Annotated in this window: 16 protein-coding genes; 5 read left to right on the top strand and 11 right to left on the bottom strand. The window is 72.4% G+C overall.

Annotation, left to right across the window (positions count from 1 at the left end; all coding sequences use genetic code 11):
• Positions 1-217: 217 nt before the first annotated feature.
• A complete protein-coding gene (locus BLT76_RS21180; RefSeq protein WP_090860299.1) occupies positions 218-565 on the bottom strand; it encodes a LysM peptidoglycan-binding domain-containing protein in 348 nt (115 codons plus the stop codon).
• Positions 566-840: 275 nt separating this feature from the next.
• Here BLT76_RS21180 and lexA point away from each other — a divergent pair, with 275 nt between their 5' ends.
• From lexA to BLT76_RS21160, 5 genes are all read left to right on the top strand, one after another.
• A complete protein-coding gene (gene lexA, locus BLT76_RS21175; protein ID WP_090860298.1) occupies positions 841-1,557 on the top strand; it encodes a transcriptional repressor LexA in 717 nt (238 codons plus the stop codon).
• Positions 1,558-1,616: 59 nt separating this feature from the next.
• The gene (locus tag BLT76_RS21170) at positions 1,617-3,200 is read left to right on the top strand and encodes an MXAN_6640 family putative metalloprotease (protein WP_139175752.1); all 1,584 of its coding nucleotides are present in this window, start codon (positions 1,617-1,619) and stop codon (positions 3,198-3,200) included.
• Positions 3,201-3,276: 76 nt separating this feature from the next.
• A complete protein-coding gene (locus BLT76_RS21165; RefSeq protein WP_280139657.1) occupies positions 3,277-4,578 on the top strand; it encodes an alkaline phosphatase D family protein in 1,302 nt (433 codons plus the stop codon).
• Positions 4,490-4,990: an alkaline phosphatase D family protein gene (locus tag BLT76_RS26635; protein WP_257024632.1), complete on the top strand. Its 501-nt coding sequence runs from the start codon at positions 4,490-4,492 to the stop codon at positions 4,988-4,990. The genes BLT76_RS21165 and BLT76_RS26635 overlap by 89 nt, the downstream gene beginning before the upstream one ends.
• The gene (locus tag BLT76_RS21160) at positions 4,990-6,282 is read left to right on the top strand and encodes an alkaline phosphatase family protein (RefSeq protein ID WP_090860296.1); all 1,293 of its coding nucleotides are present in this window, start codon (positions 4,990-4,992) and stop codon (positions 6,280-6,282) included. The genes BLT76_RS26635 and BLT76_RS21160 overlap by 1 nt, the downstream gene beginning before the upstream one ends.
• Positions 6,283-6,479: 197 nt before the next feature.
• Here BLT76_RS21160 and BLT76_RS21155 read toward each other — a convergent pair whose 3' ends face one another.
• The 10 genes from BLT76_RS21155 to hflX all read right to left on the bottom strand — a co-directional run bounded on the left by BLT76_RS21155 (position 6,480) and on the right by hflX (position 19,038).
• Entirely contained in the window at positions 6,480-8,462 is a 1,983-nt protein-coding gene (locus BLT76_RS21155; protein WP_090860295.1) for an ATP-dependent DNA helicase, read from the bottom strand.
• Positions 8,463-8,539: 77 nt separating this feature from the next.
• The gene (locus tag BLT76_RS21150) at positions 8,540-9,505 is read right to left on the bottom strand and encodes a sugar phosphate isomerase/epimerase family protein (protein ID WP_090860294.1); all 966 of its coding nucleotides are present in this window, start codon (positions 9,503-9,505) and stop codon (positions 8,540-8,542) included.
• A 39-nt stretch (positions 9,506-9,544) separates the two neighbouring features.
• Positions 9,545-10,552 carry a sugar phosphate isomerase/epimerase family protein gene (locus tag BLT76_RS21145; RefSeq protein ID WP_090860293.1) on the bottom strand — a complete coding sequence of 336 codons (1,008 nt, stop codon included), beginning with the start codon at positions 10,550-10,552 and terminating at the stop codon, positions 9,545-9,547.
• Positions 10,549-11,694 (bottom strand): Gfo/Idh/MocA family protein, encoded by a 1,146-nt coding sequence (locus tag BLT76_RS21140; protein ID WP_090860292.1) that lies wholly within the window; start codon positions 11,692-11,694, stop codon positions 10,549-10,551. Before BLT76_RS21140 ends, BLT76_RS21145 begins: the two co-directional genes overlap by 4 nt.
• Positions 11,695-11,766: 72 nt before the next feature.
• A complete protein-coding gene (locus BLT76_RS21135) occupies positions 11,767-12,822 on the bottom strand; it encodes a substrate-binding domain-containing protein (RefSeq protein WP_090860291.1) in 1,056 nt (351 codons plus the stop codon).
• Between the two features lie 54 nt (positions 12,823-12,876).
• Complete coding sequence (locus BLT76_RS21130; RefSeq protein ID WP_090860290.1) at positions 12,877-13,908, bottom strand: ABC transporter permease; 1,032 nt, start codon at positions 13,906-13,908, stop codon at positions 12,877-12,879.
• Positions 13,905-15,419 (bottom strand): sugar ABC transporter ATP-binding protein, encoded by a 1,515-nt coding sequence (locus BLT76_RS21125; protein WP_211753119.1) that lies wholly within the window; start codon positions 15,417-15,419, stop codon positions 13,905-13,907. Before BLT76_RS21125 ends, BLT76_RS21130 begins: the two co-directional genes overlap by 4 nt.
• Positions 15,420-15,560: 141 nt before the next feature.
• The gene (locus BLT76_RS21120) at positions 15,561-16,763 is read right to left on the bottom strand and encodes an ROK family transcriptional regulator (RefSeq protein WP_090860289.1); all 1,203 of its coding nucleotides are present in this window, start codon (positions 16,761-16,763) and stop codon (positions 15,561-15,563) included.
• Positions 16,764-16,783: 20 nt separating this feature from the next.
• Positions 16,784-17,482: an SGNH/GDSL hydrolase family protein gene (locus BLT76_RS21115; protein ID WP_170867187.1), complete on the bottom strand. Its 699-nt coding sequence runs from the start codon at positions 17,480-17,482 to the stop codon at positions 16,784-16,786.
• A gap of 71 nt (positions 17,483-17,553) precedes the next feature.
• Positions 17,554-19,038 carry a GTPase HflX gene (gene hflX / locus BLT76_RS21110; protein WP_090860287.1) on the bottom strand — a complete coding sequence of 495 codons (1,485 nt, stop codon included), beginning with the start codon at positions 19,036-19,038 and terminating at the stop codon, positions 17,554-17,556.
• Positions 19,039-19,048 lie beyond the last annotated feature (10 nt).

Genomic DNA, 19,048 nt, shown 5'->3' with positions numbered 1-19,048 from the left:
GCGACACCGCACCTGCGTCACGGCCACTCGACCACCGAAAGCCCGCGACACCGCACCTGCGTCACGGCCACTCGACCACCAAAATCCCGCGACACCGCTCACCCTCGCGGGGGTATCGAGACCAGGAACGCCGCAGGGGCGGGGCCGCCTGGCCCCGCCCCTGTCTTCACCGGCCCGTCAGCCGGGGTCGAGGCGGCTGACGAAGTCTGTGGTGGCGCTACTCGGTGGGGACCCGGAGCTGCTGGCCGGCCACGAGCACGGTGGAGTCGAGGCCGTTGAGACGCTCGATGCGGGAGATCATCGAGCGGACCTGACCGTCCTCGGAGGCGTCGGCCGCGATCTCCCAGAGGGTGTCGCCCGTGCCGACCGTGACCACGGTCGTCGGCTCGGCCGCGCCGGGCTCCGGAGTGGCTACCGAGCCGGCAGCCAGGACGAGGCCGATCCCGAGCACTACCGCCAGGCCGAGCAGGAACACCACGAGCCGGCCGCGGCGGGTGAGCCGGAGCTCCCCGCGGGTCGTCGGCAGGGTGCTCAGTCGGACGGGGCTCAGCTGGATCGTGCTCATTGGGACCTCCTGGGGAAGTGGCGGTCAGCCTCGGTGCCTGACCACGACCGCATGTCTAACGGCGGCCACCGACAGTCCGGTGCGGGCCAGCTGGTCGATCAGACGTTCGATCGAACATGTGTACGAGGTTAGAGCAGGTGTTCGAACGAAATCAAGGGCTCGACGAACATTCGTTCGAACGAGAACAGCCCGACACGCCGTTCGAACACGTGTTTGAAGCAGGGCGGTCGGATCGGTACGGTGTGGCCACGAGCATCCCGGCGAAAGGCGTCACCATGGCCAGCAAGAAGAACGTCAGCGAGCTGCCCGACGGGCCGCCGGACGCGACGGGCCTGACCCCGCGTCAGCAGCGCGTGCTCGCCCACATCAAGGACAGCATCGAGAAGCGCGGCTACCCGCCGAGCATGCGTGAGATCGGCGACGCCGTCGGCCTCACGAGCTCCTCGAGCGTGGCCCACCAGCTGAAGTCCCTCGAGGAGAAGGGCTTCCTCAAGCGCGACCCGCACCGACCGCGGGCGCTGGAGGTCTTCCTGCCCGAGGTGATGGCCGCCCGCCGCACGCTCTCCAGCGCCGAGGAGACGTCGTACGACGAGACCGGCCTCGGCGACTCCGCCCCGACGCCGGCCAACGTGCCCCTGCTCGGCCGGATCGCCGCCGGCGGCCCGATCCTCGCCGAGGAGCGCTACGAGGAGGTCTTCCCGCTCCCCCGTCAGCTGGTCGGGGAGGGCGAGCTCTTCCTGCTGGAGGTCGCCGGCGACTCGATGGTCGACGCCGCCATCTGCGACGGCGACTACGTCGTGATCCGCAAGGAGCAGACCGCGGAGAACGGTGACATCGTCGCCGCCCTGCTCGACGGCGAGGCCACCGTGAAGACCTTCAAGCGCAAGGACGGCAAGGTCTGGCTGATGCCCCACAACGAGGCCTACGACCCGATCGACGGCACCCACGCGACGATCCTCGGCAAGGTCACGGCGGTGCTGCGACGAGTCTGATCCGGGTGGGTGGGCGTGCGAGGATGACGCGTCCGCCTTCCCCTTGGATGGAGATCTCGTTGCGCGCTCGTCACCGTTCGCTGCTCGCCACCGTCGGCGCCGTCGCCGTCGCCGCCGCCCTGTTGAGCCCTCCCGGGGCTGCTCGCGCGGCTGACGACCCCGCCGTCGTGCCGATCACCGAGCCGACGGCGGCAGCCGACGCCACCGCCCGCGCCGTCGAGGTGCTGGAGCAGGCCGACTCGATCGTGAGCGGTGAGGTCGACGGCCGGGACGCGAGCCTGGCCCTGCTGGAGCTGGCCCGCACGCGCTCGGCCCTCCCCGCGGCGCGCCGCGCGGAGGCCGATCGGATCCTGGCCCGTCCGACCGACACCCCGGACACCGACGCCGGCGGCCGGTTCGGCTACGCCGCCAACGCACTCCCGACCCAGGCCTGCCAGGGCGGCTTCTGCGTGCACTGGGCCCGCGCCACCTCCGACGCCCCGGACCTGACCGACGCCGACGCGAACGGTCGGCCCGACTACGTCGACCGGGTCTTCGCGACGCTGCTGAAGGTCAGTGGCACCTACGTCGCCGCCGGCTACCGCAAGCCGGTCTCCGACGGGACCCGCGGTGGCGGGACCAACCAGTTCGACGTCTACCTCGTCGACACCGGCCGCGAGGGCCTCTACGGCTACTGCGTCCCCGAGGGCGTGACGTCCAGCACCCAGCGCAGCGCGCAGGCCTACTGCTCGCTCGACAACGACTTCGCCAGCAAGCAGTTCCCGGCCAACACCCCGGTCCACAACCTGCAGGTCACCACGGCCCACGAGTACTTCCACGCCGTCCAGTTCGCCTACGACATCAGCGACGACCTCTGGTTCCTCGAGTCGACGGCGACCTGGGCCGAGGACGAGGTGTACGACGCCGTCAACGACAACATCCAGTACCTCCGCAACAGCCCGATGTCGCAGCCGCGCACCCCGATCGACAAGGGCCAGGACCTGCGCGTCTACGGCAGCTGGATCTTCTTCCGCTACCTCAGCGAGCTGGAGCCGGGCTCGCGCGGCGGGATGCCGACCATCGTCCGCGACATCCTGACCAGGGCCGCCGGACCGGCGTACTCGCTGCAGGCGGTGCGAGCGGTGCTGAAGGAGCGCGGTCGGTCGATGACGGCCACGGTCGCCCGCTTCTCGGCGGCCAACCGGCACCCGGCACGCACCTACCGCGAGGGCGCTCGCTACCCCGTGACCCGGCCCGAGGGCACCGCGCGCGTCGCCCGCAACCAGCTCCGCCGCGCGTCGCTGAAGCTGAACCACCTCAGCAGCGGCACCGTGCGCTACCGGCCCGGCAAGCGGACCAACCGGGCGAGCGCCCGGCTGCGGATCGCGGTCGACCTCCCCCGCCGGACCCGGCCGACCGCCGCCGTGGTCACGGTGCGCCGGGAGTCGGGCAAGATCTCCTCTCGCCTGGTGCGGCTCCGGCCCTCCGGGGCCGGTCTCCTGAGCGTCCCCTTCGTCGACGGCCGGATCGCCTACGTCGACGTCACCCTCGTCAACGCCGGCACCCGCTACGCGTGCGGCCGCGGCACGGTCTACTCCTGTCAGGGCCGTTCGCTCGACGACGGTCTGCGGCTGCGGGTGCGGGTGCGCGCCGTCACCCGCTGAGCGGCTGCCGGATGAACAACGCGTGACGTCCGCGGTCAGGGCGTCACGCGGGCGCTGACGGGTCGTTGGACGATCCGTGACCGCCTCCGGACCTGACCACGTCCTCCCGCTGCCCCGCCGTACCGTGCTCGCCACCGGCGCGGCGGGGACCGCGCTCACGGCGACTTCGCTGGTGGCCGGCGAGCCCACCGCGGAGGCAGCGCGCCCCGGCGCGCGCTTCTTCCGGCACGGCGTCGCCTCGGGTGACCCGCTGCCGCACCGGGTGGTGATCTGGACCCGGGTCACGCCGACCCCGGCCGCACAGCCCGGCTCCGGCAAGGGCCCTCGGGTCCGGGTCGGCTGGGAGGTGGCGACCGACCGCCGGTTCCGGCGCGTCGTACGACGGGGTGCGTTCGCGACCGGCCCGAGCCGCGACCACACGGTCAAGGTCGACGTCACCGGGCTGGAGCCGGCCCGCTGGTACTACTACCGGTTCACCTACCGCGGCGCCCGGAGCCGGCTGGGACGGTTCCGCACCGCCCCGGACCACGACGCGCTGCCCAGCCACGTCCGCTTCGGGGTGGTGTCCTGCGCCAACTGGCAGGCCGGCTACTTCGGGGCCTATCGCGGGCTCGCCGCCCGCGACGACCTGCACGCGGTCGTGCACCTGGGCGACTACTTCTACGAGTACGCACCCGGTCAGTACGGCGCCGGCTCCGACGACGCCGACGTACGCCGGCACGTGCCGGCAAAGGAGGTCGTCAGCCTCGCCGACTACCGCCGACGACACGCGCAGTACCAGACCGACCCGGACCTCCAGGCCCTGCACGCCCGCTACCCGTGGATCGTCACCTGGGACGACCACGAGGTCACCAACGACCAGTGGAGCGGCGGTGCTGAGAACCACACCCCCGGCGGGGGCCCGAACGGCGAGGGCGACTTCCGGCGGCGCCGCGCCCGGGCCCACCGGGCGTACGACGAGTGGATGCCGGTCCGCCTCGACGGGACCGCGCGGCTCGGCGACGGCGACCGGCTGTTCCGGCGGCTGCGCTTCGGCCAGCTCCTCGAGCTGAGCATGCTCGACCTGCGCAGCTACCGCAGCGAGCTGGTCTCGACCCCGGCCGTGGACGCCGGCGTCAGCGATCCCGACCGCACGATCCTGGGCGGCCGGCAGCTGGCCTGGCTGAAGTCGTCGCTGAGCCGCGAGCGGGCGCAGTGGAACATCGTCGGCAACCCGGTGATGATCGCGCCGCTCGGCCTCGGCGGGCTCCCCGACGAGCTGATCGCGCCGCTGAACTCCTTCCTCGACCCTGTTCCCCGAGGACGGGGTCACCATCAACACCGACCAGTGGGACGGCTACACCGCCGACCGCAACGAGATCTTCGGCCACCTGCGTGACCACCAGGTCACCGACACCGTCTTCATCACCGGGGACATCCACGGCGCCTGGGCCGCCGACCTTCCGTACGACGCGTCGACGGACCCGCTCACGGGGTCGGCCGGCGTCGAGTTCGTCTGCACGTCGGTGACCTCCAACAATCTCAAGGACGCGCTCGGCACCCCGCGGCGCAGTCCGGTCAACCTGGCCGCCGAGCAGGCGATCCTGGCCGCCAACCGGCACCTGAAGTACCTCAACTTCGACGACCACGGGTTCTCCGTCCTCGATGTGACCCCGGAGCGGGCGCAGATGGACTGGTACGTCATCGGCTCCCGGAGCACGCGCCGCACGCCGGTCACCTGGGCGCGGTCCTTCCAGACCCGGGCCGGCACCGGCCGGGTCGTGGCGGTCGACCGACCGGTGGGTCGCTGATGTGCCGGGACGGCACCCCAGGTGCCTTCGAGCGCGGCCTGGCCGAGGTCCGCACCGGGCGTCGTACCCTCCTGCAGGCGGGTGGCGCCGGACTGGTCTTCTCCGCCGTCGCGGGCCTGCCCGAGGTCGCCGAGGCGGCGGTGCGCGCCGGTCGTCGGGCCTACGTGCTGGTCATCGACGGCTGCCGGCCCGACGAGATCGACAGCGGGCTGACCCCGAACCTGCGGGCGCTGCGGGACGGCGGCCTGCGGTTCCCGCGGGCCTCCGCGATGCCGATCGCGGAGACCATCCCCAACCACGTGATGATGATGACCGGGGTCCGGCCCGACCGCAGCGGCGTCCCCGCCAACGCGGTCTACGACCGGCGTGAGCGGGCGGTCCGCGACCTCGACCGGGCCTCCGACATCCGGGTCGACACGATCATCGAGCGGCTGAACCGGCGTGGGCTGCGGACCGGGACCGTGCTCAGCAAGGAATACCTGTACGGCGTGTTCGGCGGCCGGGCGACGTACCGCTGGGAGCCGGCGCCGATCATCCCCGTCTCGGGGCACGCCCCCGACCTGTTCACCATGCGCGCGGCCCTGGACATGCTCGACGACCTCGACCCGCACCTGATGTTCGTCAACCTCGGCGACATCGACCGGTTCGGTCACGTCGACCTGACCGGCGGGTCGCTGAAGGCGCTGCGCCGGGTGGCGCTGGCCGGCACCGACCGGCTGGTCGGGCGGTTCGTGGACCGGCTGAAAAAGACCGAGCGCTGGGAGCGTTCGATGGTCGTCGTGCTCGCCGACCACTCGATGGACTGGTCGACGCCGGGCAACCTGATCTCCCTGCAGCCGGTGCTGGCGGCCGACCCGTTCCTGGCCGGCCGCTTCGTGATCGCCGACAACGGCGGCGCCGACCTCGTCTACTGGACCGGCCCGGCCTCGCAGCGCAGCCAGGCGGTGGCCCGGATCCGGCGGCACGCGGCGGGCGTCCCGGGCGTGCTGGCGTCCTACGACCGTCGTACCAAGGGTCTGCGGCTCGGCCCGGAGGCCGGCGACGTCGTCGTCTACTGCCGGGCCGGTTGGCGCTTCAGCGACCCCGACCCGACCAGCAATCCGATCCCCGGCAACCACGGCCACCCGGCGACCCGGGCGATCCCGTTCTTCATCTCCGGCGGGCACCCGGTGGTCCCGCGACGCCGGGTCTCGTCGGCCCATGCCCGGACCGTCGACGTCGCACCGACCGTCGCCCGGTTCTTCGGCCTGCGCCGGCCGCGGCGGGGATGGGACGGTCGCTCGCGGCTGTGAGCATCGGCATCCGGCCGACGGATCCGGCCCCGGCGGTCGAGCGGTGAGCTGTCCACCTCGTCAGCCCCCGGGTCGGTGCATGGAGCACCGCCACTCCGGGCGCCGTGCCCGGACACGCCGTACGGCGGTGTGCTGTCCACCGGAACGACCCTCGGTCGGGTGGACCACTCACCGCCCAGGCCTCGCCCCGCGACGACTCAGCGGGCGGTGGCGGACAGGCGGGCCAGGGCCTTGCGGACGACGGCCGGGTCGGTGGTGGTCCACATCGGCGGCAGGCTGGAGCGCAGGAAGCCGCCGTAGCGGGCGGTGGCCAGCCGGGGGTCGAGGACGGCAACGACGCCACGGTCGGAGGTGGTGCGGATCAACCGGCCGGCGCCCTGGGCCATCAGGAGGGCGGCGTGGGTGGCGGCGACCTGCATGAAGCCGTTGCCGCCGGCCTTGTCGGCGGCCTTCTGGCGCGCCGACATCAGCGGGTCGTCGGGCCGCGGGAACGGGATCCGGTCGATGAGCACCAGCTGGCAGGTGTCGCCCGGGACGTCGAGGCCCTGCCACAGCGACAGAGTGCCGAACAGGCAGGTGTGGGGGTCGGCGACGAACTGCTTGGCCAGCTCGGGGAGTTGGGCGTCGCCCTGGGCGAGGGTGGTCAGGTGGGGCAGCCGCTCGCGGACCGCCTCGGCCGCGGTCTCGGCGGCCCGCCGCGACGAGAAGAGCCCGAGGGTGCGGCCCTCGGCGGCGTCGACCAGCTCGACGATCTCGTCGAGCTGAGCCTTCACCAGCCCGTCGCGCCCGGGCGGCGGCAGGTGGCGGGCGACGTAGAGGATCGCCTGCTGGCCGTAGTCGAACGGCGAGCCGACGTCGATGCCCCGCCAGGGCAGGCCGGTGCCGGACGCGTGGGCGTCGGCGGGCGCGCCCTCCAGGACCCGCTCGGTCGGCTTCAGCCCGACGCCGGTCGCGACCGCCCCGAAGTCGCCGCCGAGCATCAGGGTGGCCGAGGTCAGCACGACGGTCTTGTCGGTGAGCAGCTTGTCGCGCATCGTGCCCCAGACCTGCAGCGGCGCCACGCACAGCCGCGGCGGGATCCGCTCGGTGCCCTCCCCCATCCACAGCACGTCAGCATCGGAGAAGGCGGCCATCCGCTCGGCGGTCGCGAACACCTCCTGCACCGCGCCGCGCGCCTGGGTCCGGCCGGCGTCGGCGTCGCCGTCCTTGTCGGGCTTCGGGTACGCCGAGATGCAGGCCCGGGCCGCGTCCCGCACCAGGACCAGTGCGTCGGCGAGGTCCTCGGGCACCGTCTCGAACCGGCCGGGCGAGGCCTCGCCCATCGCGGACCGGAGCGCGTCGGCCGCGTCGGCCAGGTCGTCGGCCTCGGAGCCGTCGACGTAGCGCTGGGAGCGGCGCGCGGAGCGCTCGACCTCGGCCGCCCACAGCTCGTCGGTGGCGGCCTGGGTGACCCGGGCGGTCAGCTCGTGGGCCTCGTCGACGACGACGACGTCGTAGTCGGGGATCATCGGGACCCCTTCGATCGCATCGATCGCCAGCAGCGAGTGGTTGGTGACGATGAGGTGGGAGCGGTGGGCCTTCTCCTTGGCCAGCTCGGCGAAGCACTCCTGGCCGAACGGGCACTTGGCCGCGCCGAGGCACTCGCGGTGGTTGACGCTGACCTGGCGCCACTCGCGGTCGGTGTGGCGCGGGGCGTGGTCACGCTCGCCGCTGCCGCCGTCCTCGGCCGTCTTCTCCGCCCAGGCCCGCAGCTCCAGGATCTTGGCGCCCATCGAGCCCTCGGGCATCTGCACCAGCGCCCCCTGGTCGTCCGGGACGCCCTCGCGGACGCGGTGCAGGCACGCGTAGTTGGACCGGCCCTTCAGCACGGCGTACGACGTGTCGACGCCCGGCGTGCCCTTGACCGCCTCGGCCAGCCGCGGCAGGTCGCGCTCGACCAGCTGGTGCTGGAGGGCGAGCGTCGCGGTGGCGACCACGACCCGCTCGCGGTGCAGCAGGCTGGGCACGAGGTAGCCCAGCGACTTGCCCGTGCCGGTGCCGGCCTGGACGAGCAGGTGGCGCTCGTCCTCCATCGCCGCCGCGACCGCTTCGGCCATCGCGACCTGCCCGTCGCGCTGCTGACCGCCCAGCGCCTCGACGGCGGCGGTCAGCACCTGCGTCACGGCGGGGGTCTCGGGCACCCGTGAACCCTAGACGCCCGGACCGACGCCCGCGGCGGCTGTCCCCAGGCCGCCGCGGGAAGCCCCGGTGGACCCGGCTAGAACCGCAGGTGCTCCAGGTAGAGCCGACCGACGGCGGCGCTGGTCAGCGGGCTGACGTCGGGGGTGTCGTTCTCGACGATGTACTCCTCGACGCGGTGCCGGCGCAGGATCCGGGCGAAGTCCACGACGCCCGTGCCGAGGTCGCTCATGTCCCCGGTGGCGGCGTCGCGGTCCTTGACGTGGAACTGGCGCACCTCCTGCGGAGCCCGCCGTACGACGTCGATGGCGAAGCGGTCCGGGTCCGCCGCGCCGGTGTTCACCCCACCCGTGTAGGCCCAGTAGAGGTCGACCTCCAGGTGCACGAGCCGCGGGTCGAGCCGCTCGGTCAGGACCTCCCACGGCGTCACCCCGCCGCCCAGGTCGGTCGTGAACTCGTGGGCGTGGTTGTGGTAGCCGTAGCGCAGACCGTAGCGCTTCGCGAGGGCCGCCTCCTCGTTCATCCGGTCGGCCCAGCCCTGCCACTCGGCGAGGCTGTTGGAGGCGAGGTAGGGCACCACGACGTAGCGCTGGCCCAGGGTCGCGGCGTTCTCCAGCTTGGTGCGCAGCGCGGTCCGGTCGGCGCTGAGGCCGTCGTGGCTGGACGTGGCCCGGATGCCGAGCCCGTCCAGGAAGGTGCGCAGCTGGGCGGCGGTGCGTCCGTAGTAGCCGGCCAGCTCGACGCGGGTGTAGCCGTACTGCGCGAGCCGCTGCAGCACGACGTCGAAGCCCGGCTGCCCGCCCAGGGCGGCGCGCAGCGTGTAGAGCTGGATGCTGATCCTGTCGTGCGGCACGCCGCGCGAGCGGCCGTCCCCGTGGCGGCCGCCCGCGGCGGCGGTCGAGGCGAGCCCCGAGGCCAACCCGGAGCCGGCCGCGGCGACCCCGGCGGCACCGAGCGCCGCTCCCCTGAACAATGAGCGGCGACTGGCGCCCTTCTCCTCCAGCGAGCGGCGCAGCGCGCCCTCGCCGTCGTAGCCGAAGCACATGACGGTGGTTCCTTTCCCGAGAGTGGTGGTGCAGGTGAGTCAGTCGTCGGTGGCGAACGCCGCGTCGAAGGCGGCCGTGGGGGCGTCGAAGGCGAGTCCGCGCACGAACTCGAGGGCCTCGGGCGCACCGCGCAGCCGGTCCATGCCGGCGTCCTCCCACTCGATGGAGATCGGGCCGTCGTACCCGATCGTGTTGAGCATCCGGAAGCACTGCTCCCAGGGCACGTCGCCGTGGCCCGTGGAGACGAAGTCCCAGCCGCGCCGCGGGTCGGCCCACGGCAGGTGCGAGCCGAGCCGGCCGTTGCGGCCGTTGCCGGTCTGCCTCTTCGCGTCCTTGCAGTCCACGTGGTAGATCCGGTCCTGGAAGTCCCAGAGGAACCCGACCGGGTCGAGGTCCTGCCAGACGAAGTGCGACGGGTCCCAGTTGAGGCCGAACGCCTCGCGGTGGCCGATCGCCTCCATGGCGGCTTTGGTCGTCCAGTAGTCGTAGGCGATCTCGGACGGGTGCACCTCGTGGGCGAAGCGCACGCCGCACTCGTCGAAGACGTCGAGGATCGGGTTCCAGCGGTCCGCGAAGTCGCGGTAGCCGGCGGCCACCATCTCCTCGGTGGCCGGCGGGAACATCGCGACGTACTTCCAGATCGAGGAGCCGGTGAAGCCGACCACGGTCTTCACACCGAGCCGCTGAGCGGTCCGGGCGGTCATCTTCATCTCCTCCGCGGCCCGCTGGCGGACGCCCTCGGGGTCGCCGTCGCCCCAGATCCGCGACGGCAGGATCGCCTGGTGCCGCGCGTCGATCGGGTCGTCGCAGACCGCCTGGCCCTTCAGGTGGTTGGAGATCGCGAACAGCTGCAGCCCGTGCTGCTCGAGCAGGTCGAGCTTGCCCTGCACGTAGGCGTCGTCCTCGGCCGCCTGCCACGGATCGAGGTGGTCGCCCCAGCAGGCGATCTCGAGGCCGTCGTACCCCCAGCCGGCGGCGAGCTTCACGACCTCCTCGAAGGGCAGGTCGGCCCACTGGCCGGTGAACAGGGTGATCGGGCGGCTCATGTCGGGATCTCCTGCCAGGTGCGGGTGTCGGAGCTGGACTCGACGGCGGCGAGCACGCGCTGGACCTGCAGGCCGTCGGCGAAGGTGGGAGCGGGGTCGGTGCCCGCGGCGATCGCGTTCACCAGGTCGACGACCTGGTGAGTGAAGCCGTGCTCGTAGCCGAGACCGTGACCGGGCGGCCACCAGGCCTCGACGTAGGGGTGCTCGGGCTCGGTGACGAGGATCCGGCGGAAGCCCGCGGTCTCGGCCGGCTCGGAGGCGTCGTACAGCTCCAGGACGTTCATGTCCTCGAAGTCGAAGGCCAGCGAGCCCGCCGAGCCGTTGAGCTCGATCCGGATCGAGTTCTTGCGGCCGGTGGCGAACCGGGTGGCCTCGAAGATGCCCAGCGCGCCACCGGTGAAGCGGCCGATGAACACCGCGGCGTCGTCGACGGTGACCGCGCCACGGTCGCCGTCAGCGGTCGGCCGCTCCTTCACGAAGGTCTCCAGCTGCGCGGACACCTCGAGGATCCGGTCGCCGGTGATGTGCTGGGTCAGGTCGATGATGTGCGCGCCGATGTCGCCGAGCGCGCCGGAGCCGGCCTTCTCCTTGTCGAGGCGCCAGGTCAGCGGGGCCTCGGGGTCGGAGATCCAGTCCTGGAGGTACGACGCCCGCACGTGCCGGATCTCCCCGATCCGACCCTGCTCGACGAGCCGGCGGGCCAGCGCGATCGCCGGCACCCGCCGGTAGGTGAAGCCGACCATCGCCCGCACCCCACGCTCCGCGGCGGAGGCAGCAGCCGCGGCCATCTCCTCGGCCTCGGCCACCGAGTTGGCCAGCGGCTTCTCGCACAGCACGTGCTTGCCGGCGGCGAGTGCGGCGATCGCGATCTCGGCGTGGGTGTCCCCCGGCGTGCAGACGTCGACCACGTCGATGTCGTCGCGGGCCACGACGGCCCGCCAGTCGGAGGAGCTCTGGGCCCAGCCGAGCCGGTCGGCGGCGTCCGCGGCACGAGCGGCGTCGCGCCCGACGGCGACCGTCATCACCGGGTCGAGCGGGAGGTCGAAGAAGCGGGGCGCGCTGCGCCAGGCCTGCGAGTGGGCGGCGCCCATGAAGGCGTGCCCGATCATGGCGACGCGCAGGGGTCGAACGGGGTCGGTCATCAGGGATCCTCCCGGATGGGGGGCGTGCCCGCCCCGGGAGAGAGGGGCGGGCACGCCATTCGTGGGCGACGGTCAGGAGTCGAAGCAGAGGTCCCGGTACTCGGCCACGTTGTCGGCCGAGACCACCGGTGCGTTCAGCACGACCCGCTTCGGCACCTCGACCTGGACCAGGTCGGAGAGCCCCTTGCCCTGGGCGATCAGTCGCGCCAGCTTGATGCCGTCGGCGGCCTGGGTCGGCGGGTAGATGACCGTGGCCTCCATCTCGCCGGCCTCGATCCAGTCCATCGCGTTGCAGGAGCCAGCGCCGCCGATGAAGGCGAACTCGTCGCGCTCGGCGGCGTCGAAGGCCGCCTTCACGCCCACGCCCTGGTCGTCGTCGTGGTTCCAGATGATGTCGATCTTGTCCTCGGCCTGCAGCAGGTTCGCCGCGACCTCCTCGCCGGACTCGACGGTGAACTCGGCGGCGACGCGACGGTCGACCTCCTGGTCGCACGCCTCCAGCGCGTCCGCGAAGCCCTGCGAGCGGTCCTGGGTCAGCGGCAGGGCGTCGATGCCGGCGATCTCGGCGATGACCGGGTCGGAGATGTCGTTGTCCTCGATCAGGCCGCAGGCGTAGGTGCCGGCCGAGACGCCCATGCCGTAGTTGTCGCCGAGCACGGTGGTGCGGGCGGCGAACGGCGAGGAGAACTCGCGGTCGACGTTGATCACCGGGATGCCGGCCTCCATGGCCTGGATGGCGGTCTCGGTGAGCGCGGCCCCGTCGGTCGGGAGGAGCACGATCGCGTCGACGCCGTCGTTGATGAAGGTCTCGACCTGGGCGATCTGCGCGCTGGGGTCGTTGGTGCCCTCGGCGAACTTCAGCTCGATGTCGTCGTACTTCTCAGCGGCCTCCTGGGCGCTGCTGTTGATGGCGGCGAGCCATCCGTGGTCGGCCGCCGGTCCCGAGAAGCCGATGGTGACCGTGTCGCCGGTGTCGTCGTTCGAGCTCACCGTGCTGGCGGTGGTCTCGTTGTCACCGGAGTCCTCCGGCTCGTTGCTGGTGCAGGCGCTGAGCACCAGGCAGGCGACCGCCGCGACGGCGACGCCGACGAGCGGGCCCCGGCGACGCGGAAGGGGACGTGCGGACATGGTTTCTCCTCGGGTTGTGTGGTGCTGGACGGCGTGGGCGGGTGCCACGCCGCCCTAGGTGGTGTGGGAAGAACGGCCGGCGAGGCGCTGCTGGAGCAGCACGGCGACGACGATGATCAGGCCCTTCGCGACGGCCTGGGCCGAGCTCGAGAGGTCGTTCTGGACGAAGACGTTCGAGAGCGTGGTGAAGATCAGCACGCCGAGCACGGTGCCGACGATCGTCCCGCGGCCACCGCTCAGCAGCGTGCCGCCGATGACCACCGCGGCGATCGCGTCCAGCTCCCAGAGCGTGCCGTGGGTCGACGACCCGGTGGTGGTCCGGGCCGTGATCATGACGGCGGCGATGCCGCAACACAGGCCCACGAGGCCGAAAATCATCACCGTGTGCCGGCGGACGTTGATGCCGGCCAGGCGGGCGGCCTCGGGGTTGCCGCCGACCGCGACGGTGCGACGCCCGAACGTCGTGCGGTTGAGCAGCACCCAGCCGATCACGGAGACCAGCGCGAACATCCACACCAGCATGGGGATGCCGATGAGGTCCGCGCGGAAGAAGTCGGCGAAGCCGTCGACCTTGACGATCTGGGTACGCCGGTCCGCGATGATCTCGGCGAGTCCGCGGGCCGACGCCAGCATGGCCAGGGTGGCGATGAACGACACGATGCCGCCGTAGGCGACCAGCAGGCCGTTCACGAGCCCACACGCGACGCCGACGAGGAGCGCCGTGCCGACCATGACGATCCAGTGGATGTCCTCGGCCATGGTCTGGGTGGCGAGGGTGGTGCACCAGACGCTGGCCAGGGCCGCGATCGCGCCGACCGAGAGGTCGATGTGGCCCGCCGTGATGACGAAGGTCATGCCGATGCTGACGACCCCGATGACCGAGGCCAGGCGCAGGATCGTCAGGAGGTTGTCGACGCTCGCGAAGTTGTCGCCGGCCGTCGCGACGCCGACCACGCACAGCACGATCAGGGCGACGACCAGGCCCAGGTTGCGCCCGACCCCGCTGCCCATCACCGCGGCCAGCGAGCTCTGGGGAGTCGCGGTGTGGAGTGCGGCCTTCTCGACGCGCACGCTGTCCTGGCTCATGCCGGAACCTTTCCTTCCATGACGAGATCGAGGACCGTGGCCTCGTCGATCGCAGTGGCGGCGGACTCGTGGACGACGGCGCCCTCCCGGACGACGAGCACCCGGTCCGCCAGGCCGAGCACCTCCTCGATCTCGCTGGAGACGACCACGACGGCGACGCCGCGATCGGCCAGGGACCGGACGAGCTGGTAGATCTCCGAGCGGGCCCCGACGTCGACACCGCGGGTGGGCTCGTCGAGGAGCAGGACCCGGCACTCGCGCATCAGCCAGCGGGCGAGCACGATCTTCTGCTGGTTGCCGCCCGACAGCGTGCGGACCGCCCGGGTGACCCCGGTCGGGCGTACGTCGAGGCTGGTGGTCAGCGCCTCGGCCTCGCGCTGCTCCGCGCCGCGGTCCAGGAACCCGAACCGGGCGAAGCGCGACATCGACGAGACGGTCACGTTCTTGAAGACGGCCTCGTCGAGCAGCAGGCCCTGGCTCTTGCGCTCCTCGGGTGCGAGCCCGATCCCGGCCCGGACGGCCCGGTCCACCGAGCCGCGGCGCAGCGGCTTGCCGTCCACCGCGACCGTGCCGGCCGAGGCGCGGCGGGCGCCGTACACGGTCTCCAGGATCTCGGAGCGACCGGCGCCGACCAGGCCCGCGAGCCCGACGATCTCGCCGGCGTGGACGGTGAGGTCGACGTCGCGGAAGACGCCGGCGTGGGCCAGCCCGCGCACCTCGAGCACCGGGGCGCCCCGGTCGCGCTGCTCCGCGGAGCGCTCGGGGAAGACGTACTCGATCGAGCGGCCGGTCATCAGCTGGATCAGTCGGCTGGTGGGCGTCTCCTCGACCGGCAGTCCGGTGGCGACGGTGACGCCGTCCTTCAGCACGGTGATCCGGTCGCCGATGGCGCGGATCTCCTCGAGGCGGTGGGAGATGTAGACGATGGCGACGCCCTCGGCGGTGAGGCCGCGGATCACCCGGAAGAGGTTGTCGACCTCGCCCTGGTCGAGGACCGCGGACGGCTCGTCGAGCACCAGGAGCCGGGTGTCGTGCGAGAGCGCCCGGGCCATGCTGACGACCTGCTGGCCGGCCGGCGAGAGGTCACCGACCAGGCGGTTCGGCGAGATCTCGGCGTGACCCAGGCGGGCGAGCAGGTCGCGGACGATGTTGTTGGTGCGCTGCCGCTGCGTCAGGCCGCCGCGGGAGAGCTCGTGGCCCAGGAACACGTTCTCCGCGACGCTGAGGTGCGGGACCAGGTCGAGCTCCTGGTAGATGGTCGCGATGCCGGCCTTGATCGCCGCCATCGGGGAGCCGAGGCTGATCTCCTCGCCGTCCCAGACGATGGTGCCCTCGTCGGGCTGGTGAGCCCCGGCCAGCACCTTGATCAGGGTCGACTTGCCGGCGCCGTTCTGGCCGAGCAGGCAGTGCACCTCGCCCGCCCGTACGTCGAGGTCGACCCCGCCGAGAGCCCGGACGCCCGGGAACTCCTTGACGATGCCGCTCATCCGGAGCAGCGGTCGATCGGTCATGCGCACCTCGTCCACCTCGGGCCGAACGAGTGACGGCTGTCACTCGTGGCGTCAAGGTAGGACGGCCAGGACCAAACTTGCAAGCGTTTCAGCGAAAGTAATGAAACTTGAGTGCAAACTTTCGCAACTGTCTGGACAAAGTCAGTTCACGGACTCCGGGGCGTAGACGGAGTCGCTGATGAGCCGGGCCGCGCCGACCACGCCGCCCTCGTCCCCCATCTCGCTGAGCACGATGGGCAGGCTCCCGGTGGCCAGGGAGAGCGAACGGCCGTACGTCACGCCCCGGATCTCGGCGAGGAACGGGTGCCCCAGCCCGGTCACCCCACCGCCGATGACGATCATGCCGGGGTTGAAGAACGACACCAGGGTGGCGAGCACCTGGCCGACCCGGCTGCCGCCGCCGCGGATCAGCTGCACGGCCGAGGCGTCGCCCCGCTGCACGGCCAGCCCCACGTCGGCCGCGGTCAGCACGCCGTTGGCCTCCAGCACCTCGGCCAGGAAGGGCGACTCACCGGCCCGGGCGGCCACGGTCGCGTCGCGGGCCAGGGCCGCGCCGCCGGCGTACGCCTCGAGACAGCCGATGTTGCCGCACGCGCAGGTCGGACCCTCGTCGGAGACCCGGATGTGGCCGATGTCGCCCGCGCAGCCGTCGACGCCGCGGTAGAGCTCGCCGTCGATGACGATGCCGCAGCCGATGCCGGTCCCGATCTTCACGAACAGGAAGTCCCGCGCCCGGCGGGCCACCCCGCTGTGCTGCTCGCCGATGGCCAGCAGGTTGACGTCGTTGTCGAGCAGCACCGGGCAGCCGAGCTCGCGCGAGACCGCGTCACGGACCGGGTAGCCGTCCCAGCCCGGCATGATCGGCGGGGTCACCGACATGCCCCGGTCGAAGTCGACCGGACCGGGTACGCCGATCCCCGCGCCCGCGGGCTGCTCCACCCCCAGCTCGTCGAGGACCTCGCGCACCCCCGCCAGGGCGATCCCCAGGACCTCCTCGGGGCCCTGCCGGATGTCACAGCCCAGCTGGCGCGTGGCCAGGGTCGCCAGCCGGCCGTCGGTCACGCCGACGGTCATGCCGGTGGCTCCGATGGCGATCCCGACGAAGCGGATGTCCTCGGCCAGGTCGACCATCGTCGAGCGCCGCCCGCCGCGCGAGGCCGCCGGCCCCGCCTCCTGGGCCAGGCCGAGCTCGAGCAGCCGGCCCACCTCGGCCGCCACCGTCGTCCGCGAGACCTGCAGGCGGTCCGCGAGCTGGGCCTTCGACAGCGGCCCCTCGTCACGCAGCCGCGTGAGCAACCGGGCCTGGATGGCGCTCTCCGCCCGACCCGCCAACGAATGTCGCACGGGTCGATACTCGCACGCCGCTACGGGACCAGCGCGCCGATCTGCTCGGCGACGTGGTCGCCGAACTGGCGGTGTCCGTCGGCGGTCAGGTGCAGCCGGTCCTCGAGGTAGGGCAGGTCGAGGCCGGTCATGGCGACGTACGTCGCGCCGTACTGGTCGCTCAGGCGGGCCAGGAGCGCGTCGATCGCCGGCACCCGACCGGCCCGGGAAGGGGCCAGGGCCGGGCCGACCACGACGAGCTGGCGGTCACCGACCACGCGGACCAGCCGCTGGAAGCCCGCGGTGATCGCCGCCGGGCTCTGGTCCCAGTCGTTGAGACCGCCCTCGACCACGACCGGGCCGGTGCGGACGTCGCGGACCGCCTCCCGGGCCCGGGCCGCGAAGGCCACGCCCTCGCAGGGGCTGGCCGCGCGGCTGAACCCGGAGCCGGAGAACCCGGCCACGTGCACGCGGCCCGGCAGCCGGCTGGGCCAGGAGTCGACCGCGTCGTCGAGGCCCAGGCCGGCGGAGTAGGAGTCGCCGACGACCAGCACGTCGGCGCCGGACCCGGTCACCTGGGCGGCGCGGGCGAGCGACTCGGCGGCGAACCGGTCGCAGCGGCTCTCGTCGGCCCCGGCGCGGGCCGTCACCCAGCCGGCCGACACGGTCGCCAGCAGCACCACGACGGCGAACAGCGTCACGCGCGCGCGGGCCGAGCCCGCGACCCCCCGGAGGACCACGGCACCAGTCTGGGGCCACGACCCCCAGGGACACATGACCCGTTGGAACTAAAGAGGGACTAGACCAAAGTTCAGACGAGGTAGTCCGCGAGCTCTCCCGCGAGCGCCTCGCTGGCCCGTCCGGTGACCCGGGTGCCGTCGGCGGTGTGCTCGAGGGAGCCGATCTCGCCCTGCTGGTGGATCTTGTTGACCAGGTCGCCGCGCGCGTAGGGCACCAGCGCGTCGAACTCGATCGACGGCCGGGGCAGCTCGGACTCGACCAGCGCGATCGCCTCGGCGATGCCCTCGCCGGTCTTGGCGGAGACCACGATGCAGTGCGGCTCGCGCTGCTGCAGCCGGGCCAGGACCAGCGGGTCGGCCGCGTCGGCCTTGTTGACCACGATGATCTCGGGGACCCCGGTCGCCTCGATCTCGGCGAACACCTCGCGGACGGCCGCGATCTGGCCCTCCGGGTCGGGGTGGGAGCCGTCGACCACGTGCAGGATCAGGTCGGCGTCGGCGACCTCCTCCAGCGTCGACCGGAACGCCTCGACGAGCTGGTGGGGCAGGTGCCGGACGAACCCGACGGTGTCGCTCATGGTGTAGACCCGACCGTCGGCGGTCGTCGTACGACGGGTGGTGGGGTCGAGCGTGGCGAAGAGGGCGTCCTCGACCAGGACGCCGGCACCGGTGAGCCGGTTGAGCAGCGAGGACTTGCCGGCGTTGGTGTAGCCGGCGATCGCCACGGCGGGGATCTGGTGGCGCTGCCGCTCCTGCCGCTTGGTGTCGCGGGTGCCCTTCATCTCCTTCAGGTCCCGGCGGAGCTTGGCGATCTTGGTGTTGATCCGGCGGCGGTCGTTCTCGATCTTGGTCTCACCGGGACCACGGCTGCCGATGCCGGCACCGCCGGCGACCCGGCCACCGGCCTGGCGCGACAGGTTGCCGCCCCAGCCGCGCAGCCGCTGCTTCATGTAGTTGAGCTGGGCCAGCTCGGTCTGCGCCTGAGCCTCGCCGGAGCGGGCGTGCTGGGCGAAGATGTCGAGGATCAGCGCGGTCCGGTCGACGACCTTGACCTTCAGCTTGTCCTCGAGGTTGCGCAGCTGGCTCGGCGCGAGCTCGCCGTCGCAGATCACCGTGTCGGCGCCGGTGGCCTGCACGATCTCGGCGATCCCCTCGACCTTGCCGCGGCCGACGTACGTCGCGGGGTCGGGGGTCTGGCGGCGCTGGTAGATCGCCTCGAGCACCTCGGAGCCGGCCGTCTCGGCCAGCAGCGCGAGCTCGGCCATCGAGTTCTCGGCGTCCTCGGTGGTGCCCTGCGTCCAGACGCCGACCAGGACGACCTTCTCCAGCCGCAGCTGGCGGTACTCGACCTCGGTGATGTCCTCGAGCTCGGTGCGCAGGCTCGCGACCCGGCGGAGCTGGTGGCGCTCGGCGAGCTCCATCGCGCCCACCGTGGGCTCTTCCTCGGGGTCGGGCAGGCTCAGGTCGGGCTCGTCATAGCCGGACTCGGCGTCGTCCTCCCAGTCGGAGGTCTCGGCGAGCTCGGGGGCGAGGGTGAAGTCAGATGCGTTCGTCATACGCCTTCCA

It is taken from the genome of Nocardioides lianchengensis, from assembly GCF_900101465.1.
GTDB lineage: Bacteria > Actinomycetota > Actinomycetes > Propionibacteriales > Nocardioidaceae > Nocardioides > Nocardioides lianchengensis.
This window is presented reverse-complemented; position numbering and strand designations above follow the sequence as displayed.